Source organism: Tsuneonella sp. CC-YZS046 (assembly GCF_035581365.1).
Lineage (GTDB): Bacteria > Pseudomonadota > Alphaproteobacteria > Sphingomonadales > Sphingomonadaceae > JAWKXU01.
The window spans coordinates 769,334-783,435 of the sequence record NZ_CP141590.1 but is presented as its reverse complement, the minus strand read 5'-3'; the positions used below and the strand labels follow the sequence as shown (position 1 = coordinate 783,435).

At 61.6% G+C, this 14,102-nt stretch carries 15 protein-coding genes and 1 tRNA gene; 9 read left to right on the top strand and 7 right to left on the bottom strand.

Translation table 11 applies throughout. From position 1 onward, the window contains the following. The first annotated feature begins 155 nt into the window (after positions 1-155). From U8326_RS03900 to U8326_RS03875, 6 genes are all read left to right on the top strand, one after another. Entirely contained in the window at positions 156-1,373 is a 1,218-nt protein-coding gene (locus tag U8326_RS03900; RefSeq protein WP_324742486.1) for an aromatic ring-hydroxylating dioxygenase subunit alpha, read from the top strand. 4 nt (positions 1,374-1,377) lie between these two features. Next, positions 1,378-1,749 carry a hypothetical protein gene (locus U8326_RS03895; RefSeq protein WP_324742485.1) on the top strand — a complete coding sequence of 124 codons (372 nt, stop codon included), beginning with the start codon at positions 1,378-1,380 and terminating at the stop codon, positions 1,747-1,749. Positions 1,750-1,935: 186 nt separating this feature from the next. After that, entirely contained in the window at positions 1,936-2,301 is a 366-nt protein-coding gene (locus U8326_RS03890; protein WP_324742483.1) for an RcnB family protein, read from the top strand. Positions 2,302-2,385: 84 nt separating this feature from the next. Then, on the top strand, positions 2,386-3,102 hold the full coding sequence (locus U8326_RS03885; RefSeq protein ID WP_324742482.1) for a response regulator: 717 nt from the start codon (positions 2,386-2,388) through the stop codon (positions 3,100-3,102). Then, positions 3,099-4,448, top strand: a complete 1,350-nt coding sequence (locus U8326_RS03880) for a HAMP domain-containing sensor histidine kinase (RefSeq protein WP_324742481.1) — start codon at positions 3,099-3,101, stop codon at positions 4,446-4,448. Before U8326_RS03885 ends, U8326_RS03880 begins: the two co-directional genes overlap by 4 nt. A 208-nt stretch (positions 4,449-4,656) precedes the next feature. Next, positions 4,657-5,352: a hypothetical protein gene (locus U8326_RS03875; RefSeq protein WP_324742480.1), complete on the top strand. Its 696-nt coding sequence runs from the start codon at positions 4,657-4,659 to the stop codon at positions 5,350-5,352. A 98-nt stretch (positions 5,353-5,450) separates the two neighbouring features. Here the strand turns inward: U8326_RS03875 and U8326_RS03870 are convergent, their stop codons facing one another. Further along, a complete protein-coding gene (locus U8326_RS03870) occupies positions 5,451-6,416 on the bottom strand; it encodes an intradiol ring-cleavage dioxygenase (RefSeq protein ID WP_324742479.1) in 966 nt (321 codons plus the stop codon). A gap of 65 nt (positions 6,417-6,481) precedes the next feature. Next, a complete protein-coding gene (locus U8326_RS03865; RefSeq protein WP_324742478.1) occupies positions 6,482-6,862 on the bottom strand; it encodes an RcnB family protein in 381 nt (126 codons plus the stop codon). 189 nt (positions 6,863-7,051) lie between these two features. Here U8326_RS03865 and otsB point away from each other — a divergent pair, with 189 nt between their 5' ends. Genes otsB through U8326_RS03850 form a run of 3 tightly spaced genes read left to right on the top strand, consistent with a single transcriptional unit; the run spans position 7,052 to position 10,976 of the window. After that, positions 7,052-7,819 carry a trehalose-phosphatase gene (otsB, locus tag U8326_RS03860; protein WP_324742477.1) on the top strand — a complete coding sequence of 256 codons (768 nt, stop codon included), beginning with the start codon at positions 7,052-7,054 and terminating at the stop codon, positions 7,817-7,819. After that, positions 7,816-9,612 carry a glycoside hydrolase family 15 protein gene (locus U8326_RS03855; protein ID WP_324742476.1) on the top strand — a complete coding sequence of 599 codons (1,797 nt, stop codon included), beginning with the start codon at positions 7,816-7,818 and terminating at the stop codon, positions 9,610-9,612. The genes otsB and U8326_RS03855 overlap by 4 nt, the downstream gene beginning before the upstream one ends. After that, complete coding sequence (locus tag U8326_RS03850; protein WP_324742475.1) at positions 9,609-10,976, top strand: alpha,alpha-trehalose-phosphate synthase (UDP-forming); 1,368 nt, start codon at positions 9,609-9,611, stop codon at positions 10,974-10,976. The genes U8326_RS03855 and U8326_RS03850 overlap by 4 nt, the downstream gene beginning before the upstream one ends. Before the next feature lie 93 nt (positions 10,977-11,069). Here the strand turns inward: U8326_RS03850 and U8326_RS03845 are convergent, their stop codons facing one another. The 5 genes from U8326_RS03845 to U8326_RS03825 all read right to left on the bottom strand — a co-directional run bounded on the left by U8326_RS03845 (position 11,070) and on the right by U8326_RS03825 (position 14,098). After that, complete coding sequence (locus U8326_RS03845) at positions 11,070-11,633, bottom strand: hypothetical protein (protein ID WP_324742474.1); 564 nt, start codon at positions 11,631-11,633, stop codon at positions 11,070-11,072. Between the two features lie 14 nt (positions 11,634-11,647). Continuing rightward, positions 11,648-12,079: a hypothetical protein gene (locus tag U8326_RS03840; protein ID WP_324742473.1), complete on the bottom strand. Its 432-nt coding sequence runs from the start codon at positions 12,077-12,079 to the stop codon at positions 11,648-11,650. A 193-nt stretch (positions 12,080-12,272) separates the two neighbouring features. Continuing rightward, positions 12,273-12,348, bottom strand: a tRNA-Val gene (locus tag U8326_RS03835). A 151-nt stretch (positions 12,349-12,499) separates the two neighbouring features. Then, positions 12,500-13,471, bottom strand: a complete 972-nt coding sequence (locus U8326_RS03830; RefSeq protein WP_324743513.1) for a MarR family transcriptional regulator — start codon at positions 13,469-13,471, stop codon at positions 12,500-12,502. A 72-nt stretch (positions 13,472-13,543) separates the two neighbouring features. Then, positions 13,544-14,098 (bottom strand): L,D-transpeptidase family protein, encoded by a 555-nt coding sequence (locus tag U8326_RS03825; RefSeq protein WP_324742472.1) that lies wholly within the window; start codon positions 14,096-14,098, stop codon positions 13,544-13,546. Positions 14,099-14,102: the final 4 nt, after the last annotated feature.

The following is a 14,102-nucleotide window of genomic DNA, read 5'->3' as shown; positions in this document are numbered from 1 at the left end:
TTGAACGTTGGCGCGAATGCTAGATCGCGACGGCCCTGCTTGGCAAGGGCCGCGCCAGTGCATCCCGGTTCTGGCGGGGAGTGCGCCGGGGTCCAAGCCTCTTCCGGACGGAAACGGTAACATGCGGTCCAGCAACAACTGCCCGAGGGTCGATCATGGACGCCATTCTCGATGCACCGCTACCCGAACAGGGCACCCATGCGCTGGGCATGGAGAAGATACCGACCGACTTCTACACCAGCGCCGATCATTACGAACGGGAGCTGAAGCATGTCTTCGCCAGATGCTGGCTGCTGGCGGGCCGCGCCTCCGACCTGGCCAAGCCGGGGGATTTCTTCACCTTCCAGGTCGATGCGCTGTCGACCTCGGTGGTGGTGGTAAAGGGCAAGGACGGCGCGATAAGGGCCTTCTACAACGCCTGCACCCATCGCGGCACGAAGATCGTGACGGAGCAGAGCGGCAGGCTGCGTGGCGGCATGATCTGCCCCTATCACGGCTGGGCCTTCGGCCTGCACGGCGATCTGCTCAATGTGCCGGACGAGGAAACCTTCGGCTGCCTCGACAAGAGCACGGAAGGCTTGCGCGCGGTGGCGGCGGATGTCTGGGGCGGCTTCGTCTTCATCAATCTCGATCCCCGGCCGCAATGGTCGCTGCGCGAATATCTCGCGCCGCTGAGCGAAGGGCTCGCGCAATATGTGGGCGACGATCAATGGTCGTGGAGCTTCGGGTGGAAGTCCGAAGTGAAATCCAACTGGAAAAGCCCGGTCGATGCGCAGGTGGAAGGCTATCACATCACCTATGGCCACCGGCGCACCATTGCCCGCAACGTCACGGCGGAAACCACCCGTCCCTATATCTTCGAGAACTCCATCGGCGTGCCCGGCGGCCATCACCTGTTCAGGCCGGAGAAGCTGGGGGTGCAGACCCCCATCGGCCTGCTTTCCGCGAAGTTCGGCGCCACCTCGCTCTATGCCGAGCCGGAAAGAGAGTTCGAGGCGAACCATCTGAATGTGCTGAAATTCAGCAACCATCCGCGCTGGATACTCGATGGCTACCTGCTGTTCCCCAATACGGTGCTGTTCGTGCAGCAGGGACAGATCTTCATCCAGCGCACGCTGCCGGTTTCACCGCATGAATGCATATGGGAAGTGGATTTCTATCATTCCGAGAAGATGAAGAGCTTCGGGGACCGCTTCAATCGCGAGCAGGGCCGCATCCAGATCCGCGACGTGCTCAGCGAAGACCTGAAGATCGTGGAGGGAATCCAGGAAAATCTCCGCTCCGGCGCGATCTCCTCCATGCATCTGTCGAAGCAGGAAGTAATCATCCGCTCCTATTATCACATGGTGAAACGCTTTGTTGGAGGGCAGTGAGGCAATGAAGGAAATCTCCAACCCGGCAATCGAGGCGATCGAAGCATTCCTCGACGATTGGGCGGGCGCCACTCCCGCTGAACGGGTGGCCAAGCGCACATCCAGTTCGATGGAAGAGATCAACGCCTTCTATGACTCCATGCTGCCCTGGATGGAGGAGATACTGGTCTATCTCAATCAGTATCCGCTGGAGGAGATTCCTGACGAGGCGCGGGGCATCGCCAATGCCGCTCTGGCGATGTGCGAGGTCGACAATCCGGTGCGCTGGAAGGAGACGGAGCTTTCGAGCGGCTTCGACGTGCGCGCCATGATCGAGAAAGGCTCTTTCTACGACAGCGGTTTTCATTCCCGGCACCGGCATCTTCTGCATCGGTAGCGGGTGATTTCTTGCGCTTCGAATGAGGCGCGAAAAATTGAGCTGCCGCCCGAGTTCGGCAGAGCGTCGGCCTATTGCTACAAATTGCGACAATTTCCCTTGCGCCCGGAGAAACTTGAGCGACAGGCGCGGCGCACTTTCTCCTCAACGCCGATGGAGCGTTTGAGATTGCCAAGGAGAAAGTCGATGAAGAAGTTCATCATTGCCGCTGTGGCCGCCTCGCTGATCGCGACCCCCGTTCTGGCAGCGCCATATCACGCTCAGGGACAAAACGACCGGAGCCGGATCGAACAGAACGACCGCCGCCCGGAAGTCCGTCGCGAAACTTTCCGCAAGGATGGCAAGCAGATGCAGTATCGCCAGAACTGGAAGCGCGGCGATCGCTTCGACAGCCGCAAGGCCACCAACTATCGGGTGATCAGCAATCCCCGCACCTATCGCCTGCATGACGCGCCGCGCGGCTACCGCTGGGTGCAGTCGGGCAATGATGCGGTGCTGGTCGCCCTCGCGACCGGAATCATCGCTTCTGTCATTGCCAATGGCGCTTACTGAAGCAACGTCCAGGCAGAACAGGTCCCGGAAGCTCGCTTCCGGGGCCTTTGCCACACTGCCCCATAAGAGCTAATCCGGAACAGCATGAGCCAGGAACCCCATATCCTCGTCGTCGATGACGAACGCGACGTCCGTGATCCGCTGGCCCAATTCCTGGGCAAGAACGGCTTGAGGGTTTCCAGGGCGCAGGACGCAGCCGAAGCCAGGGCGATCCTGGCCGTGCATGGTATCGATCTGGTCCTGCTCGACATCATGATGCCGGGCGAGGATGGCCTGACGCTTGCGGGCTTCATTCGTGCAACATCCGCGATCCCGGTCATCCTCCTGACGGCCAAAGCGGAGGAGATGGACCGGATCATCGGCCTGGAAGTCGGCGCGGACGACTATGTGACGAAACCCTTCAGCCCGCGTGAGCTGCTGGCCCGCATCAAGGCGGTGCTGCGGCGGTCTTCGGCTTCCACCGCGATCCATTCCCCCCAGGCAGAAGGCTATGCTTTCGGGCCGTGGGTGCTGCGCACGCAAGACCGGGAACTCGTCGATGCCGAAGGCGTGTCGGTGCCGCTCTCGACCGGCGAGTATAATTTGCTGTTTGCCTTCGTCACGCACCCGCGCCGCGTGCTCACTCGCGACCAGTTGCTGGATCTCAGCCAGGGCCGTGAACTTGCCGCTTTCGACCGCAGCATCGACAATCACGTCAGCCGTTTGCGCCGCAAGATCGAAGAGGATTCCTCCGATCCGAAATTCATCAAGACGGTATGGGGCGGCGGCTACATGCTGGCGGCCGATGTGCGGAAGATATGACGCGTTTCCTGCCCCGCAGCCTGGCCGCGCAAATGCTGCTGCTGCTGAGCGCGGCCCTGCTGGTGGCGCAACTCGTCAATTTCGCGCTCATTCTGAATGAACGCCAGAAGTTGAGCCTTGCCCAGAACGAAGGGCCGGCAATCACGCGCTTCGTGCAGGTCGCGTCGGACCTGACCACCGCGGTGCCGATCCTGCGCGAAGCGCTGCTCACCGACGCGTCGAGACGCGGCGCCCGTTTCACGCTGCAAGCGACAAGCGGCATTTCCGACAGGATGCGGAAATCGGAGATCGAGAGCCAGCTGGCCACGGCGCTTGCCGCACAGGGGCTGGCGGCCGATGCCGTTCGCGCGGGCTTCCTGCAGGAGACGGAAAAGGACAGGCCCGATGATGCGCCGCCGATGCCGCCGCGAAGATGGCTGATCCTCTCGGTCGAGCAGGCCGATGGCGCATGGCTCGTCGGTCGCATGCCCGTGCCTCCACGCGATGAATGGCTGGCGCTGCGGCTCGGCGCCGCAACGGCGCTGGTTTATCTGATCGTGCTGGGCGCCAGCGGCTGGGCGGCGCTGCGCCTCGCCCGCCCATTGCGCGACCTCACCCGTGCGGCCAACGCCTTCGGCGGCCGCGCCGAGCCCGTGACCGTTACCCCCGCAGGCCCGGATGACTTGCGGCACGCGATCGAAGCGTTCAACGCCATGAATCATCGCGTGGTGGCATTGCTCGATGAGAAGGACCGTATGCTCGGCGCTCTCGGTCACGACCTGCGCACCCCCCTTGCCTCGCTTCGCATCAGGGTGGAAACGATGGAGCCGCCGGAGGAGCGCGAGGCCGCCATCGCCAAGATCGGCGAGATGTCGGACATGCTGGAGGAGATACTGGTGCTGGCGCGCGCGGGTCGTGCCCGAGAGCCGGCCAAGCGCATGGATGTCGCGGCACTGGTGGAAACGCTGGTATACGAGCAGCAGGAACTGGGGCGTCCAGCCCAAATGGCCGCGCAAGAGCGCGTCGTCGCCGAGATTCAGCCGGGCCTGCTACGCCGCGCCGTTACCAATCTCATCGACAATGCCGTCAAATATGGCGGCGGCGCGATGGCAACCGTCCAATATATTCCCGGCGGCGTCGAGATCCGTATCGCCGACGAAGGGCCGGGCATTCCCGATGAGGAGCTGGAGCGGGTGCTTGAGCCGTTCCACCGGCTCGAAGGCTCGCGCAATCGCGACACGGGCGGGACCGGGCTTGGTCTGGCCATTGCCCGCGCCATAGCCGAGAGTCACGGCGGCACCCTGCGGCTCGAACGCGCCGGGCCGGAAAGCAGTGGGCTGGTGGCTATCCTGTTCCTGCCCGCCTGATCGTCCCGACAAATATCGGACCGCCCGGATGGGCGGATGATGGCAGGCAAGCAAGGGGATCAGCCGCAAACGCGGCGTTCGTGAGGATCCATGATTTGCCACGGACAGCTGTCATGTTAACTATATAACATTCCTGACAGCCGGAGATTTACACACAGGGGCGCCTCTCATGATTAGAACCGCATTGCTTATACCCTTGATCCTCACAATGGGCCTGACGACGGCCTGCGACCGAAGCGCTGCGAAAGGTGAGAACGTGAATGTCGCGGCCGCCGCGAAACCTGCCGATCACCCTACTCAATCATCGGCGCCGGCTGACGGTGAACCCAAGGCTGCGTCGCCGAGTGCCGCTTCGGCCGCCGGGGACCAGCCCGCTCCGTCAGTCTCCCTCAGCGGTTCGCGCACGGACAGGATAGCCGGAATATTCAGAAACATCGTTGCGGCAGGCGAGGCTCCGGACTGGGAAACCGCGCTCGCGGCCTTTCCCGGTGCGCGTTGGGGCAAGCGTGAGACTCATGCCCCTCTTTGGGGAGACAATTCCACTCTCACCCAAACAGGGTCGATCGACCTCTCAGGCGCAATTTATGGCATCGACATCAGTGGGGTCGCAGGCCGTGTCAACCGCTTCCATCTTTCTTCTCCAGGAGACGATACGATTGAATGGAGCACCATAGAACCCTCGCTGCGCACCCTTGGCGTCAAGTCGCGGAATATCGGCTGCCACAGCCCAACGGGTTTCGGATATGTCCGGCTGACAAGCGATCGAGGCTCCGCCGTTCTGCATAAATCCGTCAATTACGGCAGTGCCGTGCCGAGCACGGATGAATATGAATTTTCCCTTCGGAAGCCATTTGGCGATCAGACGGAAGCGCAGGCGGCAAGCGATCGCAGCTTGTGCAACTGATCCAACCGCCCGAGGCAACTCCTCGCCACGGCAGGCCTTATAATTTCGGAACCTGACCGGCGGGCCTGCATGGGGATGCGTCCCGCCGGATACCAGGGTCAGATTGTGCCGCCCGGGAACAGCGGGGTTGCCTCGTCGCGCCGGCCTATCGGGCCGCCGCCACCGCCGCCCGGAGGCGGGCCGGGTGGGCGGGTCCCCCAGCCGCCGGGCCTGTCGCCCGGAGGGGGACCGTCGGGAGGCGGACCGCCCGCCATGCCCTGTCCGCCTTCCCGCCACTGGGCGTTCGGATCGACCCCGACCACAAGGGCGGCGACATAGCGATCCTTCTGTTCCCGGATCGCGCAATAAGCGCCCGGTCCTGCCTGTTCGGCGATGCCGTCGATCCTGTTCACCGTGTCGCGCGCTTCGCCGCGGGCATAGGCCGCATTCTTGAGGTAGACATATTCGCTCAGCGCATCGGGAAAGAATATCTGGCTGGTCAGCACCGTCTTCTGATCCAAAAAGACCTTGTAGTGAATATGCGTCGTCCGCCCGCTATACCAACCCGGATAGATGGTGTCGAAAGTCACGATACCATTTCTGTCCGTCATCTGCGTACCGCGCAGGAAGGTCTGCCCGGTCGTGTCATTGTCACGGTTGGACCCCATGTTCGCATAGCCTGAGTAATCGCCCTGGGCGTCGCACTGCCAGATATCGATCCGGGCGCCGGCCAGCGGGCGGCAATCGGCCGTCACAACCTGAAGCTGCATCCGCAGCGGGATGCCGGATCTGCCTTCCGTGATATTCTGCCGGACGAGCTTTGGATCTATGTAATAAGGCCCTTCGGTCGTCTCCGGCATCACGGCGCAGACATTGCTGGAGATCAGCCCCATCGTCGCCGCGACAAGCGCGAGCGATGACGCGCCTGCACCTTGGAGTTCTGCCTCGGCCGCCTGCGCACAGCCGGTCAGGACCGGCAAGGCGACCGGAGCGGCGAGCAATGCCTTGAGCAGATTGCGGCGGTCGCCGCTCGTTTCTTCATCCGAAGTGGCGGTGTCCATTGTCTCGTCCCTTTTCGCTCTCATGAGGGATTATGCTGATTGCCACCGGCCGGGGCAAGCTGGGCGCCCCGGCCGGCGACCGTTCCTTTTTACCGGATTGCGTTGGTCACGACCGATGAAATGATGTTGTTGCTAAGGCGGACCAGCAGGGCATCCCGGCCCGACTGCACCCAGCGATAGCCCTTGGGCGCACTTTTCAGCTTGTAGGCACGCGGATTGGTGATCACCCGGTAATTGGTCGCCTTGCTCCTGTCGAAACGCTCGCCACGCTTCCACTGATGAGCCTTGGCGACCTTGCGCGGCGCTTCGGCTTTCCGTGCGGACTGGTTCTGGCTGGGCTTGCCCTGAATGGACTGGCTGTGGGTGGACCGCTCCTGATACGCCGCGTTGTGCTGGGCCTGACCCGGCGCCGCCAGAACGGGGGTCGCGATCAGCGAGGATGCGGCGATGGCGAGGATGAACTTTTTCATGATGCTTCTCCTTGTGAAAATCGGTGACGCCGGGTTGGCGTTGAGGAGAAAGTGGATCACGCCTGTCGCTAGAATTTCCTTGGGAAGCGCATATATTGTCGCAATTTGTCGTGACGCGGCAAAACGCATGGCCTGGGCATCATCGCCCGGCTTCCCACTCTGACCCATATACCATTGAAGCCTTAGGGGATGCTTTTGCGCGGGTTTGCATGTAATGCTTCTGCAATGCAGCAAGCGCCACCGCCCACGTTCGGCTCGCATGCCATCAGCTTGTTTCTGGATTTCGACGGCACCCTGGTCGATTTGGCTGAACACCCCGAAGCAGTTATCGTCGGAGATGCCCTCAGGGCGTTGCTGACGGAGCTGGCGGGGCGGCTAGGTGGGCGAGTGGCACTGGTCAGCGGCCGCTCGATCGACCAGATCGACAGGCTTGTCGGGCCTGTTGCCCATAGCCTTGCCGTGGTGGGCAGCCATGGCGGGGAGGTTCGGGCTGCGGGGGCAATCGTGCTGCGGCCGGAACGGCCGCCTATGCTGGGGAATGCCGAAAGGGCATTCAACCAGGCCTTTCTCGACCGCGAGGGAGTCATCATCGAGGTAAAATCATTGGGAGTAGCCATCCACTACCGGCAAAACCCCTCATTCGCCGCCGAGGCCAATGCGCTGGCGGAACGGTTCGGCGCGGAAAGCGGGTTAATGGTGCAAAAGGGAAAGATGATGGTCGAATTGCGCTCTGCGGGTCACGACAAGGGTAGCGGCATAGCCGCGCTGATGCAGTCGCCCCCCTTTGCAGGGCATATTCCAGTCTTTCTGGGGGACGATGTGACGGACGAACCGGGCTTCGAACTCTGCGCCGCATTGGGGGGCGCCGGCATCCTGGTGGGGCCGGACCGTGAAACGGCCGCGCAATACCGGCTGACGAGCGTAGCGGACGTGCATCATTGGTTGCGCGGCCTGTGACCGCAACCCTTGATCTCTGGCCGATCGGCAATTGCCAGGTCTCCGCGCTGATCGATCGGTCGGGGCGGTTCGTCTGGGGATGCCTTCCACGTATCGACGGCGATCCCGCCTTCTCCTCGCTGCTTGACGACGCGCCGCCGGCTGGCGAGGGCGCCTACGGGTTCTGGGAGATCGACCTCGATGGCGTGGTCAAAACAACCCAGGCCTATCTGCGCAACACACCCATTCTTGCGACGCATCACGTCGATGCGCATGGCAACGCGATCGAAATCATCGATTTCGCGCCGCGTTTCCATCGCAACGGCCGGACATACCGGCCGACCGCGTTCGTGCGGATCGTTCGCCCCGTCGCCGGCTCCCCCCGCATTCGCGTCCGGCTCCGCCCCTCCACGGCGTGGGGGAGCGCGCGCGCAGACCATACGCGTGGCTCCAACCACATCCGCTATCTGCTGGAAAATGGCGTGATGCGCCTGTCGACGACGGCTCCGATCGGCTGGATCGAGGACGAGCGGCTGTTCCGCGTGGAGCGGCCCCTGCATTTCTTCCTCGGCCCCGACGAGAGTTTCGACGATGATATAGCCGCCTCGCTTGAGATGATGCTCGATCGGACGACCGCCGAATGGCGGCACTGGGTGCGCGGTCTGGCCACGCCCTATGAATGGCAGGAAGCGGTGATCCGCGCGGCGATTACACTGAAGCTGTGCCAGCATGAGGAAACCGGCGCGATCGTCGCGGCGATGACCACTTCGATCCCGGAACATGCGGATTCGGGCCGCAACTGGGACTATCGCTATTGCTGGATCAGGGATGCCTACTACACGATTCAGGCGCTCAACCGGCTAGGCGCGCTGGACGTGCTCGAGGGCTATCTCGAATATCTTCGCAATATCGTGGACAATGCGGCAGGCGGGCATATCCAGCCGCTCTACGGTGTCGGCGGCGAGCAGACACTGACCGAGTGGGAGGCGCCCGGCCTCAATGGCTATCGCGGGATGGGGCCGGTTCGCGTGGGCAACCAGGCCTATGACCAGATCCAGCACGACGCCTATGGCCAGATCGTTCTGTCCAACGCCCAGGCGTTTTTCGACCATCGCCTGTTCCGCATGGCCGGAATCTCGGATTTCGAGGCGCTGGAGCCAATCGGCGAGCGCGCATGGGAGCGATACGACCAGCCCGACGCCGGGCTTTGGGAATTGCGCACCAGATCCTATGTCCACACCTATTCGGCCGCCATGTGCTGGGCCGCCTGCGACCGGCTCGCGAATGCGGCCGCCGCGCTTGGCCTTCGCGATCGCGCCGCTTTCTGGCAGGATCGCGCCGACACGATGCGCGCGCGGATCGAGCAGGCGGCGTGGCGGCCCGAAACCAACCGGTTGTCGGCGACCTTTGCCGGAGACAATCTCGACGCCAGCCTGATCCAGTTGCTCGAACTGCGCTTCCTCGCGCCCGACGATCCGCGCTTCCTTGGCACCCTCGAAGCTGTCGAGACGGGGCTGCGGCGGGGATCGAACATGCTGCGCTATGACAGCGAGGACGATTTCGGCGTGCCGCATACCGCGTTCAACGTCTGCACCTTCTGGCTGATCGAGGCGCTCCACTACACCGGCCGCGACGACGATGCGCGCGTGTTGCTCGAGGAGATGCTTTCGCGGCGCACGCCGGCCGGCCTGCTTTCGGAGGATATCGACCCCGTTTCCGGGGAGCTGTGGGGCAATTACCCGCAGACCTATTCGCTGGTCGGCATGATCAACTGCGCCGTCCTGCTGAGCAAGCCCTGGAGCACGATCCGTTGAGCCGGCTGATCGTCATCTCCAATCGCGTATCGGCGCCGACGACGGCGCAGCCTGCCGCCCAGGGCGGACTCGCGGTCGCACTCACGGCGGCATTGCGCGAGGCGGAAGGTATCTGGTTCGGATGGTCGGGCGAGACCGGCGAGACCGGCGATCTGAAATTCGAGACATTCGACGGCGTCACTTCGGCAACGATCGACCTGCCGGAACAGGACGTCGACGAATATTATGATGGTTACGCCAACCGCACATTGTGGCCGCTGTTTCATTACCGGCTGGAACTGACCGAATTCGAGCGCGAGTTTCAGGGCGGCTACGAACGCGTCAATCGCGTGTTCGGCGAAGTGATCGCCCCCCACATCGAGCCTGACGATCTGATCTGGATTCACGATTATCACATGATCCCGCTCGGCTGGGTGCTGCGGCAACACGGGTTGACCAACCGCATCGGCTTTTTCCTCCATATTCCCTGGCCGCCAACCCGCCTTCTGACCGCATTGCCCGAACATCGCCGCCTGGTCGACGCGCTGTTCGCCTATGACGTTGTCGGCTTCCAAACCGAGGAATGGCTTGAGACGTTCCACGACTATGTCACCCACGAAATGGGCGGGTCGCTGGGCCCGGACGGAGCCATCACCGTCGGCGCCCGGACGATCAGGGCGATTGCGTGTCCGATCGGAATCGACGCGCAGGAATTCATCGCAAATGCGAGCAGCAAGGAAGCGGCCGCCACCCATCGCCGCATGATAGAAAGCTCGATCGGTCGTAGCCTGATCGTCGGGGTCGATCGACTCGACTATTCGAAAGGGCTCGAGGAGCGGTTCAACGGCTATCAGCGTTACCTGGAAACGCGGCCCGATGCGCATGCCAATGTCTATATGCTCCAGATCGCGCCGCCTTCTCGCGACGCCGTGCAAAGCTATCGCGATATCCGCGCGCACCTCGATGCGCTGTCGGGACGGATAAATGGCGCCTTTGCGGACATCGACTGGGTGCCGCTCCGCTATGTGAACCAGGGATTTCCGCGTAATGTCCTGGCTGGCGTTTATCGCGCCGCGCGCGTCGGCCTCGTCACGCCACTTCGCGACGGCATGAACCTTGTCGCGAAGGAATATGTCGCAGCTCAGAACCCCGATGATCCGGGCGTTCTGATATTGTCGCGTTTTGCCGGCGCGGCGGCGCAATTGGATAGCGCCCTGATCGTCAATCCCTACAGCGCGGACGACATCGCCGATTCGATTGCGAAAGCGCTTGCCATGCCGCGCGAGGAGCGCATCGCACGATGGCGGCCAATGCATGAGAACATCGTCAGCGAAGATGTGATCTGGTGGCGCAAGCGCTTCACCACGGCGCTGATGCAGCAATGATCCGCGATGCCCTGGACATCGCCGGACGCCAGGAACAACGCAGGAAGAGAGGGATTGGCGCTCACGGCGCTGTGAGGCTGACGACCATATCAGTCAATTTACTGAGGTATTTTGGGCACCATCTGGAGAAGCATCCGGTACTTGATCCGACGCAACAGGAGAAGGAGAAGTGGCAGGAGCATTCATCGCCTGTCTTATGAAAACCTCTTTTTCGATTCTCTCAAAGGCGTCCTTATAAATCGCTGGATCCGTTACCGGTGTTTCGTCTGTGTAGACATTCCGACTCTTTGCTTTCGATAGCACGAAGTTCAAACGAACTCGCGCGATACTGGGGCCACGCTGCTCTACAAATGCCGAAACTATTGGAACCGTCTTCTTTTTCCCAAGGCCAAACCAAAGATTGAATGTCATTTTTTGTTCTGCAGACCCGATGCCTGAAACGAATCCTGAAGACTTGTCGGCCTCTGTAATTCGATAACCGGCATCTTGAAAAACGGTTACGATCGAAGGAAATAGGATATCAACATTTGTCTCAAAGTCCTTGGCCTGAATCTGTTGGAGCGCAAGGCCAGTTAATGCCGATTGATCTTTTGCGACTGCCGGTACGCTTGTAGCAAGCGCCACCGTAGACAAACCAACATGCCAAAATTTTTTCATAGACCCCCACCATATTAAAATGAACTGCTACGACTCTTGAAGTCTGTTACCTTCTTGTCTGAACCAAATTTAATGATTAGAGTCATGGTTCGTTGAGTCTGCGTCGATTTTGATTTGGAAGAGCTAAAGCCCAAGCCTCCTGCTCCCGCAGCATCCCCACCCCCAGCTCCTAGGAGCATACCAATAGAAAAGCCGCTGCTGCCTGAGCTTGTAACAGTGGCCTGACGATCGTACACCCAGACTTCCTGGCCCTGCGCATCCAGCGTTGTTACATTTGGACCGCCAAATGCTTCCAGCACTTCCATCTGGGTCGTGCTTCCCACATGCAGGGTCATTTGAACCATGCCATGCGTTAACGTATTGGGATCCTCATTCTTTGGAGACTTGGCACTCGCAGTAGTTGCGGCAAATACCAAGGTTGCCACGACAACCAGCGTTCTTTTCATAATGCCCCTCCGACCGTCCCCCTCGACGGTGAACAAAGATTGCCGACATGACAGGAGGAGTCAATGAGACGCGGACCGAGAAAACTTGCCGATGGAGACGCGCTCAGCTTCAAAGACTTTGGGGGTGCTCCAAGCGCGCATGCACCTCATCAACGAGAATCTTAGTCCAAATCGGAGCAAATAGACGGGAAGATGGTGGGCGGTGACGGGCTCGAACCGCCGACCCTCTCGGTGTAAACGAGATGCTCTACCAACTGAGCTAACCGCCCGGATCGCGAATGTGGGCGCGTTTAGCGGGTTTCCTCGACCCGTCAACCACCCTCTTCGCGGAACAGAATGGCACCGAGCGGAACCCAACGGCACCTAAAGACACCCAATGGCACTTTGGAGGGTCGAATAGCCCCCAACCATTAAATCCTGTCAGATCGGCAGCGGCGCTTCACCCAGTTCCCCGAAATAACGCGCCATTCCATCCGCCGCCTGCTGCGTAAGGTCGATAAAGGCACGGCGCCGGTCCGTCTTGTCTTCCACCCGCACCAGAAGCCCTGCATCGGTCATCTGACCGATCCAGCGCAAGGCCGTGGTCGGCGGAACGCCGGAAGCGATGCAAAGGCTGGTGACAGATACACGCACATTCTCCACCCGCGCAGCCGTGAGATCGAGCAGGATGTCCCAGGCGGGGTCGGCGAACAGATCGCCATCGAAGAAACGCGAGCGCAATTGCCGCTGGCGGATAATCTGGCGCACCAGCCGCGGGTCCGGCAAGGAAGGGGTGAAAAGCTGCACAAGGCGCGAGGGGTCGCTGGAATCGCTGCCCCCGCTTACAGAGGGGGATACCAGCCGCAAGGCCGAACCAGCGGCAGATTCGGAAGGCCCGTCCAGCCGCCCCAGCCGTTCGGCAATCCGGCTGACCTGCTCCGTCAGGCGCAGCAGGGTCATCCGGTCTTCCTCCGACAATTCACGCACACGGCCATCGGAACGCCTGGCCAATGCCTGCCCCAGCGCGATCACGCGATCCGCGCGGCCGGGATCGACAAGAATATCCGGCTCCGAACTGTCCAGACAGGCAAATACCTCATCCAGCACATCGAGGCTGGTGGATACGATCAACCGCGCGCCGGAACGCGATGCGCGAATATCCAGCCGGCAAAGCGCGGCCATGCCCGCCGCATCCAGTTGCGGGCAATCGAGCATGACGATTTCGCCGAGCGCCCGCGCCTCACCCTCCAGCAGCGCACCCAACGAGCCGCATTCGATCACGCGAAACCGGGCACTCTCCGCATCCTCACGCATTTGTTCGCGCACATGCGGCCGGTCGGCATGAATGGAGAGAGTAAGCGGAACGTCCGCCTGATTGCTGGGAATATCATAGGCAAAATCGGCCCGGATCATGTTCACCTCCCCGAAAGTCTTGAACATGATGAGAACATAACGGGATTATGTCAAGAATGTTCCGTTCATGTTCTAGGGCCGAATCTCGATCGGCGTGCCATCGGCAACAAGCGTCCAGAGTTCCTCGATCTGGGCATTGGAGAGGGCGATGCAACCGTCGGTCCAGTCTCCCGGCACGCGCTCGCCGTCCGGCCATCCGTTGGGCTGGCCATGGATGAAGATCAGCCCGCCGGGCGAGCGCCCGGATCGCGCGGCGAAGGCCCGGTCCGCCTCATTCGGGTAGGAGATATGGAGCGAGAGATGATAGGAGCTTTGCGGGTTGCGATAATCCAGCACATAGCGCCCCTCTGGCGTGCGCTCGTCCCCTTCAAACCGCTTGTGCCCCATGGGTGCATCGCCGAATTGCAGGCCGCCATAGGTGCGCAGGGCCAGCCCTTCGCCATATAGCGTCAGCGTCCGGTCAGACTTGTCGACCAGCACGAAATCCACCCGCACCGGCCTCGGCGCGGGTGGCGCCGGAACCGTGGCGATCGAAGGCGCGCGGGGCGGCAGCGGAACCGGCGGACCCGAGGCACAAGCCGCCAGCGCCAGGCTCAGCGCCATTATCACAGGGATCTTCCCGGTCATGCCG

Coding starts and splice junctions, on each gene's coding strand:
- U8326_RS03900 (WP_324742486.1), top strand. CDS start 156: ATGGACGCCATTCTCGATGCACCGCTACCCGAACAGGGCACCCATGCG.
- U8326_RS03895 (WP_324742485.1), top strand. CDS start 1,378: ATGAAGGAAATCTCCAACCCGGCAATCGAGGCGATCGAAGCATTCCTC.
- U8326_RS03890 (WP_324742483.1), top strand. CDS start 1,936: ATGAAGAAGTTCATCATTGCCGCTGTGGCCGCCTCGCTGATCGCGACC.
- U8326_RS03885 (WP_324742482.1), top strand. CDS start 2,386: ATGAGCCAGGAACCCCATATCCTCGTCGTCGATGACGAACGCGACGTC.
- U8326_RS03880 (WP_324742481.1), top strand. CDS start 3,099: ATGACGCGTTTCCTGCCCCGCAGCCTGGCCGCGCAAATGCTGCTGCTG.
- U8326_RS03875 (WP_324742480.1), top strand. CDS start 4,657: ATGGGCCTGACGACGGCCTGCGACCGAAGCGCTGCGAAAGGTGAGAAC.
- U8326_RS03870 (WP_324742479.1), bottom strand. CDS start 6,416: ATGAGAGCGAAAAGGGACGAGACAATGGACACCGCCACTTCGGATGAA.
- U8326_RS03865 (WP_324742478.1), bottom strand. CDS start 6,862: ATGAAAAAGTTCATCCTCGCCATCGCCGCATCCTCGCTGATCGCGACC.
- otsB (WP_324742477.1), top strand. CDS start 7,052: ATGCTTTTGCGCGGGTTTGCATGTAATGCTTCTGCAATGCAGCAAGCG.
- U8326_RS03845 (WP_324742474.1), bottom strand. CDS start 11,633: ATGAAAAAATTTTGGCATGTTGGTTTGTCTACGGTGGCGCTTGCTACA.
- U8326_RS03840 (WP_324742473.1), bottom strand. CDS start 12,079: ATGAAAAGAACGCTGGTTGTCGTGGCAACCTTGGTATTTGCCGCAACT.
- U8326_RS03830 (WP_324743513.1), bottom strand. CDS start 13,471: ATGATCCGGGCCGATTTTGCCTATGATATTCCCAGCAATCAGGCGGAC.
- U8326_RS03825 (WP_324742472.1), bottom strand. CDS start 14,098: ATGACCGGGAAGATCCCTGTGATAATGGCGCTGAGCCTGGCGCTGGCG.